At 64.5% G+C, this 15,804-nt stretch carries 13 protein-coding genes; 6 read left to right on the forward strand and 7 right to left on the reverse strand.

Features of this window, described 5'->3' with window-relative positions:
- Positions 1 to 4 precede the first annotated feature (4 nt).
- On the reverse strand, positions 5 to 3,073 hold the full coding sequence (gene fdnG, locus A985_RS0105755) for a formate dehydrogenase-N subunit alpha (RefSeq protein WP_157211364.1): 3,069 nt from the start codon (positions 3,071 to 3,073) through the stop codon (positions 5 to 7).
- A 218-nt stretch (positions 3,074 to 3,291) separates the two neighbouring features.
- On the opposite strand from fdnG, the gene A985_RS0105765 reads away from it, so the two are divergent.
- From A985_RS0105765 to A985_RS0105785, 5 genes are all read left to right on the forward strand, one after another.
- The gene (locus tag A985_RS0105765; RefSeq protein WP_017232451.1) at positions 3,292 to 3,924 is read left to right on the forward strand and encodes a paraquat-inducible protein A; all 633 of its coding nucleotides are present in this window, start codon (positions 3,292 to 3,294) and stop codon (positions 3,922 to 3,924) included.
- Positions 3,921 to 4,565, forward strand: a complete 645-nt coding sequence (locus A985_RS0105770; protein WP_017232452.1) for a paraquat-inducible protein A — start codon at positions 3,921 to 3,923, stop codon at positions 4,563 to 4,565. Before A985_RS0105765 ends, A985_RS0105770 begins: the two co-directional genes overlap by 4 nt.
- Positions 4,558 to 6,222, forward strand: coding sequence for an intermembrane transport protein PqiB (locus A985_RS0105775; protein ID WP_017232453.1), 1,665 nt, complete (start codon positions 4,558 to 4,560; stop codon positions 6,220 to 6,222). Before A985_RS0105770 ends, A985_RS0105775 begins: the two co-directional genes overlap by 8 nt.
- Positions 6,219 to 6,893, forward strand: a complete 675-nt coding sequence (locus A985_RS24395; RefSeq protein ID WP_017232454.1) for a membrane integrity-associated transporter subunit PqiC — start codon at positions 6,219 to 6,221, stop codon at positions 6,891 to 6,893. Before A985_RS0105775 ends, A985_RS24395 begins: the two co-directional genes overlap by 4 nt.
- A gap of 180 nt (positions 6,894 to 7,073) precedes the next feature.
- Positions 7,074 to 8,333, forward strand: coding sequence for an ABC transporter substrate-binding protein (locus tag A985_RS0105785; RefSeq protein ID WP_017232455.1), 1,260 nt, complete (start codon positions 7,074 to 7,076; stop codon positions 8,331 to 8,333).
- Between the two features lie 9 nt (positions 8,334 to 8,342).
- On the opposite strand, the gene mdtD is transcribed toward A985_RS0105785, so the two are convergent.
- The 5 genes from mdtD to A985_RS0105805 form a co-directional block, all read right to left on the reverse strand.
- Complete coding sequence (gene mdtD, locus A985_RS0105790) at positions 8,343 to 9,788, reverse strand: multidrug transporter subunit MdtD (RefSeq protein WP_017232456.1); 1,446 nt, start codon at positions 9,786 to 9,788, stop codon at positions 8,343 to 8,345.
- Between the two features lie 112 nt (positions 9,789 to 9,900).
- Positions 9,901 to 11,772 carry a glycoside hydrolase family 15 protein gene (locus A985_RS0105795; protein WP_017232457.1) on the reverse strand — a complete coding sequence of 624 codons (1,872 nt, stop codon included), beginning with the start codon at positions 11,770 to 11,772 and terminating at the stop codon, positions 9,901 to 9,903.
- Entirely contained in the window at positions 11,756 to 11,923 is a 168-nt protein-coding gene (locus A985_RS28095) for a hypothetical protein (protein WP_157211366.1), read from the reverse strand. The genes A985_RS0105795 and A985_RS28095 overlap by 17 nt, the downstream gene beginning before the upstream one ends.
- Positions 11,924 to 12,078: 155 nt before the next feature.
- The gene (locus A985_RS0105800) at positions 12,079 to 13,308 is read right to left on the reverse strand and encodes a CaiB/BaiF CoA-transferase family protein (RefSeq protein WP_017232458.1); all 1,230 of its coding nucleotides are present in this window, start codon (positions 13,306 to 13,308) and stop codon (positions 12,079 to 12,081) included.
- 1 nt (position 13,309) lies between these two features.
- A complete protein-coding gene (locus tag A985_RS0105805) occupies positions 13,310 to 14,089 on the reverse strand; it encodes an enoyl-CoA hydratase-related protein (protein WP_026131685.1) in 780 nt (259 codons plus the stop codon).
- Between the two features lie 210 nt (positions 14,090 to 14,299).
- On the opposite strand from A985_RS0105805, the gene A985_RS0105810 reads away from it, so the two are divergent.
- Positions 14,300 to 14,974: a GntR family transcriptional regulator gene (locus A985_RS0105810; RefSeq protein WP_039829942.1), complete on the forward strand. Its 675-nt coding sequence runs from the start codon at positions 14,300 to 14,302 to the stop codon at positions 14,972 to 14,974.
- Positions 14,975 to 15,046: 72 nt separating this feature from the next.
- Here A985_RS0105810 and A985_RS0105815 read toward each other — a convergent pair.
- On the reverse strand, positions 15,047 to 15,804 hold a 758-nt coding region (locus A985_RS0105815; RefSeq protein ID WP_369751550.1), incomplete at its 5' end, for a GntR family transcriptional regulator.

Genomic DNA, 15,804 nt, shown 5'->3' on the forward strand with positions numbered 1-15,804 from the left:
CCCCTTATGCCTTCTCGACTTTCACCAGGAACGACTTGAACTCGGGTGTCTGCGAATTGGCGTCGCCCACAATGGGCGTCAGCGTATTCGCGAGGAACCCGGGCTTGGTCAGTCCCTTGAAGCCCCAGTGAATCGGAATGCCCACATGGTGAATCGTCTTGCCGTCCACCTTGAGCGCGCGAATGCGCTTGGTCACGACCGCCCGGGCCTTGATGAAGCCGCGATTGGACGAGACCTTGACCGTGTCGCCCGCCACCACACCGATCTCCTTCGCGAGCGCCTCGCCGATCTCGACGAATTGCTCGGGCTGGATGATCGAATTGAGCAGCGCGTGCTTGGTCCAGTAGTGGAAGTGCTCGGTCAGACGGTATGTCGTGGCCACATAGGGGAACTTGTCGGCCGTGCCCATCACGGCCAGATCGTCCGGGAACACACGAGCGCCCGGATTGCTCGTGGCCTTCGGTTGCTTCGGATGCAGCGGGTTGTAGCCCAGCGGCGTCTCGAACGGCTCGTAATGTTCGGGGAACGGCCCTTCGGCCATGGCTCCCTTCGCGAAGAAGCGCGCCACGCCCTCAGGGTTCATGATGAACGGACTCATGCCGAGCGCCGGATCCTCGTCGACCTTGAAGTCCGGCACGTCCGCCCCGGTCCAGATCTTGCCGTTCCACCACACCAGCTTGTGCTTCGGATTGAACGGCTTGCCCGCAAGATCGGACGACGCGCGGTTGTACAGAATGCGACGGTTCGCCGGCCACGACCATGCCCAGTTCAGCGTCTGCCCGATGCCGGTCGGATCGCTGTTGTCGCGCCGCGCCATCTGATTGCCCGCCTGCGTCCACGCGCCGGCGAAGATCCAGCAGCCCGACGACGTACTGCCGTCGTCCTTCAGTTCGGCGAAACCCGCCAGTTGTTCGCCGGCCTTGCGGGTGACCTTGGTCGGATCCTTCGGATCGACGAGGTCCCTGAGCGCCCGACCGTTGTACTCCTTGGCAAGTTCTTCGGGCGACGGGCGCTCCGGCTGGGCGTACGGCCACGACAGGTTGACGATCGGATCGGGGAATTTACCCCCCTGCGTCTTGTACATCTCCCGCAGGCGCAGGAACAGTCCCGTCATGATCTCGATGTCTGTGCGCGCCTCGCCCGGCGGCTCGGCACCCTTCCAGTGCCACTGCAACCAGCGCCCCGAGTTGACCAGCGCACCGTCTTCCTCAGCGAAGCACGTGGTCGGCAAGCGGAACACTTCCGTCTGAATCTTGCTGGAGTCGACGTTGTTGTGCTCGCCGAAGTTCTTCCAGAACTCCGACGTTTCCGTCGCCAACGGATCCATGATGACGAGGAACTTGAGCTTGGCGAGTGCCTGATCCCACTTGAACTTGCCCGGCGCTGCCGCGAGCGGGTTGAACCCCTGTGCGAGGTAGCCCGTCATCTTGCCCTGGTTCATCAACTCGAGCACCTGCAGCAGGTCGTAGGGCTTGTCGAGCTTGGGCAGATAGTCGTAGCCCCAGTGGTTCTCGGCCGTGGCCGCGTCGCCCCACCACGACTTCATCAGGCTTACGTAGAACTTCGGATAGTTCTGCCAGTAGCTGAGCTGGTTCGGACGCAGCGGCTTTTGCGTGCGTGCCGTCAGGTATTGCTCCACGGTCTGCTCGGCCTGCTTGGGCAACGTCATGTAGCCCGGCAGCAAGTCGGTCATCAGCCCCAGGTCGGTCAGGCCCTGAATGTTCGAATGACCCCGCAGCGCATTCATGCCGCCGCCCGCCACCCCGATATTGCCCAGCAACAGTTGCACCATCGCGCCGGTACGAATCATCTGCGAGCCGATCGAGTGCTGCGTCCAGCCCAGCGCGTACATGATGGTCATCGTGCGCGTCGGAGTGGAACACTCGGCGATCTGCTTGTAGATCTGGTCGATCTTGTCGGCGGGCGTGCCGCACACGCGCTCGACCATCTCGAGGGTATAGCGCGAGTAGTGCTGCTTCATCAACTGAAACACCGTGCGCGGGTGTTGCAGCGTCGGGTCGGTGAGAACGTATCCGTCCGCGCCCTTCTGGTAGTCCCAGGTGCTGCGGTCGTACGTGCGCTTCTCGGCGTTGTAACCCGAGTAGATGCCGTCTTCGAACGCGAATTCGTCTTTCACGAGGAACGTGAAGTCGGTGTAGTTCTTGACGTATTCGTGCTGGATCTTGTCGTTCGTGAGCAGGTAATGGATCAACCCGCCGAGGAAGACGATATCCGTGCCGGAACGGATCGGGGCGTAGACATCCGCGACCGATGCCGAACGGTTGAAGCGCGGGTCGACCACGATCAGGCGCGCGTTGTTGTGCGCCTTGGCCTCGGTGACCCATTTGAAACCGCATGGGTGCGCCTCGGCCGCGTTGCCGCCCATGATGAGAACCAGATCCGCGTTCTTGATGTCGACCCAATGGTTCGTCATCGCACCGCGGCCAAACGTCGGGGCAAGACCTGCCACCGTCGGGCCGTGTCAGACACGTGCCTGGTTGTCGAATCCCAGCATCCCGGTACTGCGGATGACTTTGTGCGTGATATAGCCGACTTCGTTGCTCGACGCGGACGCCGCCAACATGCCCGTCGTGAGCCAGCGGTTGACGGTCAGGCCGTCATCCGTCTTCTCGACGAAATTGGCGTCGCGATCGTCCTTCATCAGCTTGGCGATGCGATCGAGCGCATCGTCCCAGGAAATCCGCTCCCACTTGTCGGAACCGGGCTTGCGGTACTCCGGGTGCGTGAGACGGTTCGGGCTGTGGATGAAGTCGATGAGGCTCGCCCCCTTCGGACACAAAGTGCCGCGATTGACCGGGTGGTCGGGGTCGCCTTCGATGTGGAAAATACTCTTCCGCGCATTCTTCGCCCCGTCGCCATAGCTGTACATCAGCAGGCCGCAGGCCACGGAACAGTAGGGACAGGTATTGCGGGTTTCCGTCGCTCGCGCCAGCTTGAACTGGCGGACTTCCGCCAGTGCCGCATCGGGCGCGAACCCGAGCATTGCCAGGCTGGACCCGGCCAATGTTGCGCCACTCACTTTCAGGAACTGGCGCCTCGACATATTCAGCATGGGGGAAATCTCCTCAAATATTCGAAAACTTTGCGGGAGTTCGTTGAGTATAGAGCAAACCATTGCGGTTTTCCGTGACTTAGCACAAACCATGCCGAATGTTGCGCCGCAGCGCACAATGCAGGAACTTCCTCAACAATTTGGTATTCTGAGCGTCACTTTGGTCACCGTCCCCGGGAATGAACCCCTTGCCCCCTGAAGATGACGTGACAAACCTGATGGCATGTCCCAACTGCGACACGCTGCACCGTCGCACGGACGTGCCCCCGCGAGAGGCGGCCCGCTGCGTGCGCTGTCATTCGGTGCTTTACCGCGCCCCCGATCTGCGCCTGTCGCGCGTGCTGGCGCTCACGCTGACTTGCCTGATCGTGTTCGCCATCGCGAACGCGTTTCCCATCGTCGAGATCGAGGTGCAGGGCATCTACACGCGCACCACGCTCATCGGCGCCGCCTGGGCGCTGTATCGCGAAGGCATGTGGCTCGTCGCCTTGCTGGTGTTTACCACCACCGTGCTCTCGCCGCTCTCGCAATTGCTCGCACTGGTCCATCTGATCGGCCCGCTTTCGGTCGGGCGGCGGCCGTACGCCGTCTTCCATGTGTTGCGCGCCATCGAGTTCTGCCGGCCCTGGGGCATGATCGAAGTGTTCATGCTGGGCGTGCTGGTCTCTGTGGTCAAACTCTCGTCCATGGCCAGCGTTTTGCCCGGCATCGCGTTATGGGCCTTCGGGGCGCTCACGGTGTTGCTGGCGATGGTGTTGTCTTACGACCTGCGCAATCTCTGGCTCGTGATCGACCACACACCGAATGCGGACGCGCCCGACGCCTCGCCATCGCGCAGGGTGCCAAGATGAAATACCTCACCGCCAAAGACGCCGGACTGGTCGCGTGCACGGCGTGCGGACGGCTCTCGCGCTATGTCAAAACGCTCGAGACCGCGCACTGCCCGCGCTGCGGCGCGGCCCTGCATCAACGCAAGATCGACAGCCTCACGCGCACCTGGGCCTTGCTGATCGCCGCCGCGATCCTGTACATTCCCGCCAACGTCCTGCCCATGATGCAGACGCGCTCGCTGCTCGGGAATTCCAGCGACACGATCATGAGCGGGGTGATCTATTTCTGGGTCAGCGGCGAGTACGATCTGGCCATCGTCGTCTTTACGGCGAGCATTCTCGTGCCGATGCTCAAGCTCATTGCGCTGTCGCTGCTATGCCTCACCGCGCAGCGCGGCGCCCGTTGGAACCCGCATCAACGCACCAAGCTTTACCACATGATCGAGTTTATCGGCCGCTGGTCGATGCTCGATGTCTTCGTCGTCGCGCTGATGGTCGCGCTCGTGAACATTCAGTCGCTGGCCGTGATCCAGGCCGGTCCCGGCATCGTGGCGTTCGGCGCGGTGGTCGTGCTCACGATGCTCGCCTCGATGCAGTTCGACCCGCGGTTGATCTGGGATCAGATCCGCGACGACGATACCGAACAGGACGATCATGACTGACCCGAAAGATCCGCAAGCCCCCAACGCCGCGCCGCCGCCCGGCGCCGGCGAGCTGCCCACGCCGGTCATCGAGCCGCGCAAACGCTGGGCGCCGTCGCTCGTCTGGCTCATTCCGCTGGTGGCCGCCGTGATCGGCCTGTCGCTCGTCGCCAAGGCGATCATCGAGCGGGGCCCCAGCGTCGTCATCGACTTCAAGACGGCCGAAGGCCTCGAAGCCGGGAAGACGAAGGTCAAGTACAAGGAAGTCGATATCGGCACCGTCAAGAACATCGAGCTGTCCGACGACCTGTCGCACGTGCGCGTGACCGTCGACCTCACGCAGAACGCCAAGCGGTTCGCGGTCAAGGATTCGCGTTGGTGGGTGGTGCGACCGCGCGTGGCCGGCGGCAGCGTCTCGGGTCTGTCGACGCTGCTCTCGGGCGCCTATATCGGCGCCGACGCCGGCAAGTCGAAGGAATCGTCGGAGCATTTCGTGGGCCTCGAAGTGCCGCCGGTGGTCTCCAGCGGCCAACCGGGCAAGCCCTTCGTGCTGCATGCGGCCGACATCGGCTCGCTCGACATCGGCTCGCCGATCTATTACCGTCGCATTCAGGTCGGTCAGGTCGAAGCCTACTCGCTCGATCCGGATGGCAAGGGCGTCACGCTGCGCGTGTTCGTCCAGGCCCCCTATGACCAGTATGTCGGCTCCAACACGCGCTTCTGGCATGCGAGCGGCATCGATTTGCGGCTCGATTCGAGCGGCTTTCAGGTCAATACGCAATCGCTGGCGTCGGTGGTCATCGGCGGCATCGCCTTCCAGGCACCGAACGAGTCGGGCGCCGGCGTGATGGCCAAGGCTGGGCAGGAATTCCGCCTGGCCCCTGATGAAACCACCGCCATGAAGGCCCCCGACACACATCCGATGACGGTCGTGTTCCGCTTCCAGCAGTCGCTGCGCGGTCTGGCAGTGGGCGCACCGGTGGATTTCCGCGGCATCACGCTCGGTGAAGTCACGTCGATCGGCGTGGAATTCGACCAGGCGACCAAGCAGATCAACATGCCGGTGACGGTCGAGGTCTATCCGGACCGTCTGCGCCGCCGCGATCCGAAGAACAACCTGCCGCCGGACGAACTTGCCAGCCGCCAGATTCTGAATTCGCTAGTGGCGCGCGGTCTGCGCGGTCAGTTGCGCACCGGCAATCTGCTGACGGGCCAGTTGTACGTGGCACTCGACTTCTTCCCGAACGCCAAGCCCGCCCGTGCCGAGGAAGTCGACAACGTTGTCGTCATGCCGACGGTGCCCAACACGCTCGACCAGTTGCAGCTCCAGATTGCCGACATCGCGACCAAGCTCGACAAGATTCCGTTCGACAGCATTGGTCAGAATCTCGATTCGTCACTGCGCAAGCTCGACAAGACGCTCGACAGCGCGCAGGGCCTGTTCCGCCAGCTCGACGGCGAGATCGCGCCCGAGGCGAAGGCCACGCTCAGCGAGGCGAAGAAGAGCTTCGGCGCCGCCGAGCGCACCCTCTCCGAAGATGCCCCGGTACAGCAGGATGTTCGTCAGGCCATGCAGGAACTGACGAAGACCTTGCGCTCGCTGGGCACGCTGGCCGATTATCTGCAGCAGCATCCCGAGGCGCTGCTGCGCGGCAAACCCAAGGATCCGCAACCATGACGAGCCCGCCTGACATGACCCGTAGCCCGCGCCGCTGCGCGACGCCGATGGCCCGCGCCGTGCTCGCCGCGCTGACCCTGGTGCTCGCCGGCTGTGCATCGCCGCCGTCGCGCTTCTACACCCTGACCGACGACACGGGAACGCCCGCGGGCAGCGCCGCCACGAGTGGCGCCAACGTGCCGGCGGCGCGCTATGCGGTCGAAGTCTCGCCGGTCGCCGTGCCTGAGCAGGTCGACCGGCCGCAGATCGTCGTCACGCGCGGCGGCGGTCGCGTCGACATTCTGGAGGAATCGCGCTGGGCCGCGCCGCTCAAGACCGAACTGACGTCGACGATCTCGCGCAAGCTCACGCAACATCTCGGCGCGATGGACGTGTATGGCCTGCCCCGCGCCGATGGTCTGACCGTGTACCGCGTCTCGACGTCGGTACAGCGTTTCGAGTCGGTGCCGGGCGAGCAGGCCGCACTCGCCGCCGTGTGGAGCATTCGCCGGGTACCGGGCGACGTCGTGCTCACTTGCCGCTTCGCCGGCACGGAGACGGCGTCGGGTAGCACGGGTGGCATCGATGACGTGGTCGCGGCGCAACGCCGGCTCGTCGACCGGCTGGCATTGGGCATCGGCAACGCCATTGCCACCAGCGCGCAGGGCGCCACGCCGCACTGCGAGCGCTGAAGGCCGTTGCCGCCTTGCATACGCCGTCTCCCGGGCAGGCGAAACCCCAGGGAAATCCCGATACGCGCCAACGCGATTACGGATTGCGCAAGCAATTACGGGATGTTTAATATGTTCGAGACCTAACGACCCCTGTCGTCCGACGGCGGGGCGTCATCACGCGAACATTGGAGACACCCCATGCCCAGCCTCACCGGCCACTTGCGCCGCGCGATTGCCGTTGCCGCTTCGTTCACCCTTACCGCGCTGGGCCCCGTTGTCTGCGCCGCCCAACCCGCGGCCGGCGGAGGCATTTCGGACGGCGTCGTGAAGATCGGTGTGCTCACCGATCTGTCCGGTGTGTCGAGCGACAATGCTGGCAAAGGCAGCGTGGTCGCCGCCACCATGGCGATCGACGACTTCGCGCACGATCACAAGGTGCTCGGCGCGCCGATCGAATTGATCTCGGCCGACTCTCAGGGCAAGACCGACACCGGCGCCACGATCGCCCGCGAGTGGTACGACCGCGACAAAGTCGACATGATCACCGACCTGACATTCTCGAACGTCGCGCTCGCCGTCGATCGCATCGCCGAGGAAAAGAAGAAGATCGCGCTGGTGACCGGCGCGGGTTCGTCGGCCATCAGTAATGAACAATGCACAGCGCACAGCGTGCAATGGATGTACGACACGTACGCGCTCGCGAATTCCACGTCGCAGGCGTTGCTTCGCCGAGGCCTCAAGTCGTGGTACTTCATCACCGCCGACTACGCGTTCGGTCAGGCGCTGGAGAAGGACGCCAGCGAGATTCTCACGCGCCAGGGCGGCAAGGTCGTGGGTTCGGTGAAGCATCCGGTGAACTCGCCCGATATGTCGTCGTACCTGCTGCGCGCGCAGACGTCCGGGGCGCAGGTGATCGCGCTGGCGAACTCGGGCACGGACACGCTCAACACCGTCAAGCAGGCGTCGCAGTTCAACATGATCCAGGGCGGCAAGCAGGTCTTCACGCCACTGTTGTCGTTGATCACTGAAGTGCACGGCATGGGCCTGAAGAACGCGCAGGGCATGATCCTCACGAACGGCTTCTATTGGGACCAGGACGACCGCTCGCGCGCCTTCGCCCAGCGCTTCTTCGCGCAGCACAAGAAGATGCCGACCATGATGCAGGCCGCCGTCTATTCCGCCGTTTTCAATTACCTGAAGGCGATTCAGGCGGCGCGCACCGACGACGCCGACACCGTCATGGCCAAGCTCAAGTCGATGAAGATCGACGACCCGGTGATCCGCAACGGACACATTCGCGCCGATGGCAAGCTGGTGCACGACATGCTGCTGGTGCAGGTCAAGACGCCGGCCGAATCGAAGTCGGCGTGGGATCTGTACAAGATCCTGGAGACGATCCCGGCCGACAAGGCGTTCGCCCCGTTGGCCGATTCGAAGTGTGCGCTGGTAAAACGGTAACCCGCGCGCTCAGCGCCTGAGATCGGTGGCAGACGCGGGTCGCGTCTCGCTGCCGCCTTGGGCGCCCCCTGCCGCGGGATCCTCCACGCGGCGGAAAATGATCGCCGACGCGAGCGTAATCAGCCCGACACATACGAACGTCAGTCGAAACCCCGCCACCGTACCGCCCATTCCGCCCTCGCCTGCCTGCCCGGCCAATTGACCGAACAGTGCCAACAACTGGCCGCCGATGGTCACGCCCAGTCCCAACGCAAGCATCTGCGCCATCGAGAACAGGCCATTGCCCGCGCTCGCGCGGCGCGTGCCAAGATCCTTCAGGGTGACACTGTTCATCGCGGCGAACTGCATCGAGTTCGCGCCGCCGAAGATCGCCAGTTGCCCCAACCCTAGCCACATCGGCCACCCCGGCCCGAACAGCGCGAAGCTCGCGATCGCACCGCCGACCACCGCCGTGTTGACCATCAGAAAACGCGTGTAGCCGAAGCGCGCCACCAGCGGCGTCACCATCCGCTTGACCACCACGCCCGCCAGTGCAACCGGCAACATCATCAGTCCCGACGCAAGCGGGCTATACCCCATGGCCACCTGAAGCAGCAACGGCAACAGGAAAGGCACGGCGCTACTGCCAATCCGCGCGACGAGATTGCCCAGCAGCCCGAGGCGGAAACTCCGCGTCGCGAAGAGTTCGAGCGGGAACAACGGCGCGGCGCGACGCCGGGCATAAGGCCAATATCCCAGCGTCGTGACGACGCAAAGCAGCGCCAGCCCGGCGGACACCCCCCATCCCCGGTCGGAGAACGGATGATCCAGCGCCAGCGTAAACGACACCATCGCCATCGAGAGCAGCGCGAAGCCCGCCCAGTCAAAGTCGGCATCGATGACCTCGTCACGCGCCGGAGGCGGCAAGTAGCGCCGTACCGCCAAGCTGCCGGCGATGCCGATCGGCACATTGATCAGGAAAATCCAATGCCATGAGGCAACCTGAACCAGCCAGCCGCCCAGCACCGGGCCGATCATCGGCCCGACCTGCCCGGCAATCGACACGAACGCGAGCGCCGCCAGATATTGCCCCGCCGGGAAGGTGCGCAGCACCGCGAGACGCCCGATCGGCAAGAGCATCGAGCCCCCCGCCCCCTGCAACACGCGCGCGAGCACCAGTTGCGTCATCGTGTGCGCCATCGCACAGAAGATCGAACCGATCACGAACAGCAAAATCGCAACGAAGTAGACGCGGCGCGTGCCGAACCGGTCGGCCAGCCAACCCGACGCCGGGGTGAGCATGGCCATTGTCAGTGAGTAGGCGACCACCACGGGCTGCATGCGCAGCGGGTTCTCGCCAAGGCTCGCCGCCATCGCGGGCAGCGCCGTATTGACGATGGTCGTATCGAGCGCCTGCATGAAAAAGCCCGCCGCTACGATCCACAGCAGCGCGGTGAGTGTTTTGTCTTGCGTCATGCGGCGTGGTGACGAGACGCGGCGGCCAATCCCGTCCCTCAAAAGAATTAAGCGAAATCAGAATTCTAGCCCGCTTCAGGCGGGCCGACCCTGTTGCGCCGCGCGCTCCACCTCAAACCCCGATCGCGCGATACCCCACATGTTCGAACCGGTCCTCATCATCGGCATTTTGTTCGTCAGCCGAATTATCCGCGCGGTCGTCATCGGCAAGCGCTTCGAGTCGGATGGCCGCGTGCACGAGCGCGATGTGCGAAAACGCCTGCGGGAAGTTGCCGACCTGACGCGCATGATGCGTGTCGTACTCCTCGGCCAGCAGACCGACGTCGTTGCGCAACGACAGCAACCGCTCGAACAGGGCACGGGCGTCGCGCTGACGGCCGATCATCACCAGGCAATCGACCATCCAGAAGCTGCAGGCGAGAAACGCGCCCTCGCCCGCCGGCAGGCCGTCGTCGACCCGGCTCGTGCGATAGCGTTGCACCAGCCCGTCGTGCATGAGGTCTCGCTCGACCGCCTCGATGGTGCCTATGATGCGCGGATCGTTCGCCGGCAGGAAGCCCACGAGCGGAATCATCAGCACGCTCGCATCCATCTCCGCGGAACCATAGGCCTGCATGAACGCATTGCGCGTCGTGTCGAAGCCGTGCGCGCAGACGTCCGCATGAATCTCCTTGCACAAGTCGCGCCAGTGATCGATCGGCCCCGGCAAGCCGAAGCGCTCGGCCGACTTGATCGCCCGATCGAACGCGACCCAGGCCATGACCTTCGAGTAGGTGAAGTGCTGGCGTCCGCCGCGCACCTCCCAGATGCCCTCGTCCGGCTTGCGCCACACCGTCTCGAGATGCGCCACGAGCTTCGTCTGCACCTCCCACGTGGCCTCGTCCGGCGTCAATCCGCCCAGACGCGCCTGATGCAACGCGTCCATCACTTCGCCATACACGTCGAGCTGCAACTGCCCGACCGCGCCATTGCCCACGCGCACGGGCTTCGCCCCTTCGTAGCCGGGCAGCCAATCGACCTCCCACTCGGGCAAACGCCGCTCGCCCGAGAGTCCGTACATGATCTGCACCTGCGACGGCGCACCGGCCACGGCGCGCACCAGCCAATCGCTCCAGTCGTTCGCTTCGGTGTAGTAGCCCCCGAGCATGAGCGCCTGCAAGGTGAGCGTGGCGTCGCGCAACCAGCAATAGCGATAGTCCCAGTTGCGCTCGCCGCCAAGCTGTTCGGGCAACGACGTCGTCGGCGCGGCCACCACGCCGCCCGTCGGCACGAACGTGAGCGCCTTGAGCACGATGAGCGAGCGGCGAATCGCATCGGCCCAGCGGCCGTCGAGCTGGCAGCGGTGAGCCCAGGTGCGCCAGTAGCGCTCGGTATCGGCGAGGGCGGCGAGCGGATCGATCTCGCGCGGATCGGCGTGATGCGACGGCACGCGCGAAAGCACGAACGGCACGGTGTCACCGGCCGTCACATCGAAGCGCGCGCGCAGACTGCCCGGCACATCCTGAATCTCGATGGGCGTGCGCACCACGACCTTGTCGGGTCCCGCGATGAGACGCATCCCCGGCCCGGTGGGATCGTCGCCGTCGAGCGGACGCGACCACGGCACCGACGCCCCATAGTCGAAGCGCAGGATCAACTCCATCGACATGGTCACCGTTCCGTGGATGCCCTTGACCAGCCGCACAAGGTCGGCCGCGCCGTCGCGCAACGGCATGAAGTCGATCACGGCGACGCAGCCCTCCACCGTCTCGAAGCGGGTCTCGAGAATCAGCGTGTCGTCGTGATAACGACGCGTACAGGTCACGCGAGGATCGTCGGGGGCGAGCTTCCATCGGCCATGCTCCGGGCCGCCAAGCAGCGCCGCGAAACACGCGGGCGAATCGAAATACGGCCAGCAGAGCCAGTCGATCGAGCCATCGCGCGCGACGAGCGCAGCGCTTCGGCAGTCGCCAATCATTGCGTAATCTTCAATACGTGCCGGCATGCTCACCTCGCGAAGGGAAGAGGAACAGCGCGCCCATCGGCAGACGATGGAGCGCAAGCGAGTGAAGCCCTATGTTACGCGCGTGGTCAAGACGCGACCATCGGGCCGGCGACGGGCCGAGACGATTGTCGGAGATACTGCCAGAAGTCATGCGCTCCCTCCTGTCGACGTTGGGCGTCGGGTCGGATTGATCGGTGGCCTGTCATGCGCCAGTCTAAAACCGACCGGCCACCGGGAGGGAAGTTCTGCGCTGCGCGTCAACACGCGGAGAATCCGCATCGCCGACGGTCGGCGTACGTCATGCACTCACGCGTGCCGGTCCTCCAGCGCATGCACCGCCCCCTGCGCGATCAAGTCGCGAATCCGCGTCGTGTCGAAGCCATACTCCATCAACACCTCGCACGTGTGTTCGCCAAGCCGCGGCGCGGGACCACCCGTGCGTTTCGGCGTCTCGGAAAAGCGGATCGGCAGACCGATGCTCCGTGTCGGGCCGTCCAGCGGGTGCACGGTTTCCACCACCATCTCGCGCGCTACGATCTGCGGGTGCGTCACCGCTTCGGAGATCGGCAACACCGGGCCGACCGGCAAGCCCACGGCGTCGAGCCGTTCGACCCAGCGCTCGGTGGTGTCGCGCATCAGGTACGCCGTGAGGCGCTCGACGAGTTCGGCACGGTGCGCCGTGCGCCCGGCGTTGGTGGCGAAACGCGGATCACCGGCGATCTCGGGGGCGTCGAGCACCTGCAGCAACCGTTCGTAGTTCGCCTGATTGGCCGCGCCGATATTGATCCACCCGTCTTGCGTTCGAAACGCCTGATAGGGGGTGCTCGTCGGATTCGCCGAGCCAAGCTTCGGCGGATTCTCGCCGCTCGCGAAGAAGTTGGCCGCCGCCCAGTACATCTGCTGGAATCCCGCTTCGAGCAGCGACGTGTCGACGATCTGTCCTTGCCCCGTGCGCAGTCGATGCGCGTACGCCGCCGAGATACCGAGCGCCGCCAGAATGCCCGCGTTGATATCCGCAATCGGCGAGCCCGCCTTGATGGGCGCCTGGCCCGGCTCGCCCGTCACGCTCATCAGGCCTGAGAGCCCTTGCGCAATCAGATCGAAGCCGCCTTTGTCGGCGTACGGGCCAGTGCGTCCATAGCCGGAAATCGAGCAATAGATGAGCGCCGGATTGGCTGCGCGCAGGGTCTCGTAACCCAGGCCGAGCTTCTCCATCGTCCCCTTGCGATAGTTTTCGGTGACGACGTCGGCGCTCGCCAGCATCTCGCGCAACACCGCGCAGCCGCCCTCGGTCTTGAGATTGAGCGCGATGCCACGCTTGTTGCGATTGAGCATCATGAACGACGCCGATTCGCCGTGCGGGAGGATCGGCGCAAAACGACGGGCGTCGTCGCCGTCCATCTTCTCGACCTTGATGACGTCGGCGCCCATGTCGGCCAGCATCATGCCGCACGCCGGGCCGGACATGATGTGCGACAGCTCGATCACCTTGACACCCTGCAACGGCCCGCCGGCCGGTTTGACGGTATCGGTCATGTCACCGCCCCTCGAACACGGGCGGCGTCTTCGCGAGGAAGGCGCGATAGCCCGTCTGAAAATCGGCCGTGCCGAAGCACGCGAAACCTTCGTCGATCTGCGCGGCGCTGAGCGGCTGGCCGCTGGCCAGTTCGCGCACGAAGCGCTTGTGCCAGCGTGCCACCAGCGGCGCGCCGGCAGCGATGCGCGACGCGCTCTCCAAGGCCTCGCGCGTGACGTCGCCGTCGGCCACCACGCGGGTCACGAGCCCGATGCGCAACGCCTCCTGCGCATCGAAGATCCGGCCTTCGAGCAAGATCTCGAGCGCGCGCGAGGGACCGAGCAGACGGACCAGGCCCGATAGCTCCGCGTGCGCCATCACCAGGCCCAGCTTGTTGATCGGCGCCCCGAAACGGCTCGTTTCGCCGCAGATGCGCACGTCGCACGCCGCCGCGATCTCCATGCCGCCGCCGACGCAAATGCCGTGAATCATCGCGACGAGCGGCACAGGGCATCGGGACAAGGCGTCGAGCGTGCGGTGCATGAGCGCGCCATACGTTCTTGCCTGCTCGACGTTGGCGCGATCGGTCTCGAACTCCGCAATGTCGTTGCCCGGCGCGAAGGACTTCTCGCCCGCCCCTCGCAGCACGATACAGCGCACGTCGGGCGTTTCGGACAACGTGAGGATTGTGTCCCCCAACGCCTGCCACATCGACTTGGTCAACGCGTTGAGCTTCTCAGGACGATTGAGCGTGACCCGCGCGATGGCGCCGTCTCGCTCGGTCAGAACGGTGGATGTCACATAGCCTCCTTCCAACGCCAGCACGCACCCGATGTCGGCCAGCCTTTCTTTTTGGTATACCAATTTTTTGTAAACGATAAGATCTTCGAGATGGGATTGGCAAGCGGCAATCGCAAAATTCAGGGTTAACGTGGAAAAAGCGCGCATTCTCGATTGACGACGGATGACATCCCCATCAAAATTGGCATTCCATTTTCCCGATCATTGCGCATGAGCACGTCCGCCTCGCTGAACGCCGCCGCTTACGAAGCCCTCAAGGCGCGCATCGTGCGCGGCGAGCTTCGTCCCGGCGCGCCCCTCTCGGAACGCGCGCTATGCGACGCGCTGGCTGTCTCGCGCACGCCGCTGCGTGAAGCGCTCAAGCGACTGGCGAACGAAGGGTTGGTGGAAATCTCGGAAACGCGCCGGGCACGCGTGGCGCGTGTGAGTGTCGACGAAGTCGTGAATCTGCTCGCCGTGATGGCAGTCCTCGAAGGACTCTCGGGCGAGCAGGCGTGCGAAAAAGCGTCGGAGGCCGATCTTGACGCCCTCACGCAACTGCAAGCCGACATGGAATCGGCTTACGCCCGCGCCGATCACGCCGCCTACTTCGCCCTGAATCAGCAGATTCACCTGAGCATTCTGCGCATGGCGGACAACGGGCCGCTGGCCGAGTATTTCCACAATCTCAACGCACGCCTGCGGTATGTACGCGAGCGATTGACGCCAACGCCCGAGCGCTGGCGTCAGGCCGTCGATGAACATGCGGAAATGCTCGCGCTGCTACGCCGACGCGATGGCAAGCGACTGCGCACGCTGATGGAAGCGCACCTGCGCAGCAAGACCGACGCCTATGTCGCCGCCATGCTCAACGAAGGATTGGTGAGTCTGGGGCGCGCGGCGTGAGCCTGTGAACGCATGAATGTGTGAGCGTGTGAACACGCCAGCGCATTCCGACGCCTGCGCCGCGCCGGCGTGTCACGCGGCGGCGAGTCGATGGGCGAGCACGGTGGCACACTTGGCCATCAGATGCCCACGCAATAGTCGGCCAAGCGCGGCACCGTCGCGCGCATGCAGGGCGCGCAGCATCGCAACATGCTCGTCGACGGCTTGCTCCCATTTGCCGGCATGCAGATTGGAGCGGAATCGCAGCGCCTGCAGCCGTTGATTGACCGATTGGTACATTTGCGTGAGGGCGGGATTACGCGCCGCCGCATTGATACGATCGTGAATCCGCTGATTGCAGTCGAAATAGCCGGGAAGGTCGCCGTTCGCGTGACACGTCATCATTTCGCTGTGCAACGCCTGGATATCGTCGATTTCCGCGGACGTGATGCGCTCGCAAGCCAATTCGCCAGCCAGCGCTTCGAGGCCGCTGAGCAGTTCGAAGGCATCGGCGATATCGCTGGCCGACAACGTCACGACACGCGCGCCGCGATTCGGCAGCAGTTCGATCAGCCGCTCGACGGCCAGCATCTTGAGCGCCTCGCGCAGCGGCGTGCGCGACACACCGAGTTGCTCGCACAGGGCGCGCTCGTTCAGATGCGCGCCCGGCGGCAGGGTGCCTTCGATCATCATCTTGCGCAGGCGGTCCATCACGGCAAGATGCAGCGCCTGCCGGCTGATGGGCGCCGCCGTCTCGCCGTCCGGCGGATGAATGACAGGGTCACGCAGGACGTTCAGGGTCACAGAGTGCATAGGCTTGGCCAGGGCGTTCGCTTGGAGAAGAAGGGCAT

Origin of the sequence: Pandoraea sp. B-6, from assembly GCF_000282835.1 — a bacterium.
Taxonomy (GTDB): Bacteria; Pseudomonadota; Gammaproteobacteria; order Burkholderiales; family Burkholderiaceae; genus Pandoraea; species Pandoraea cepalis.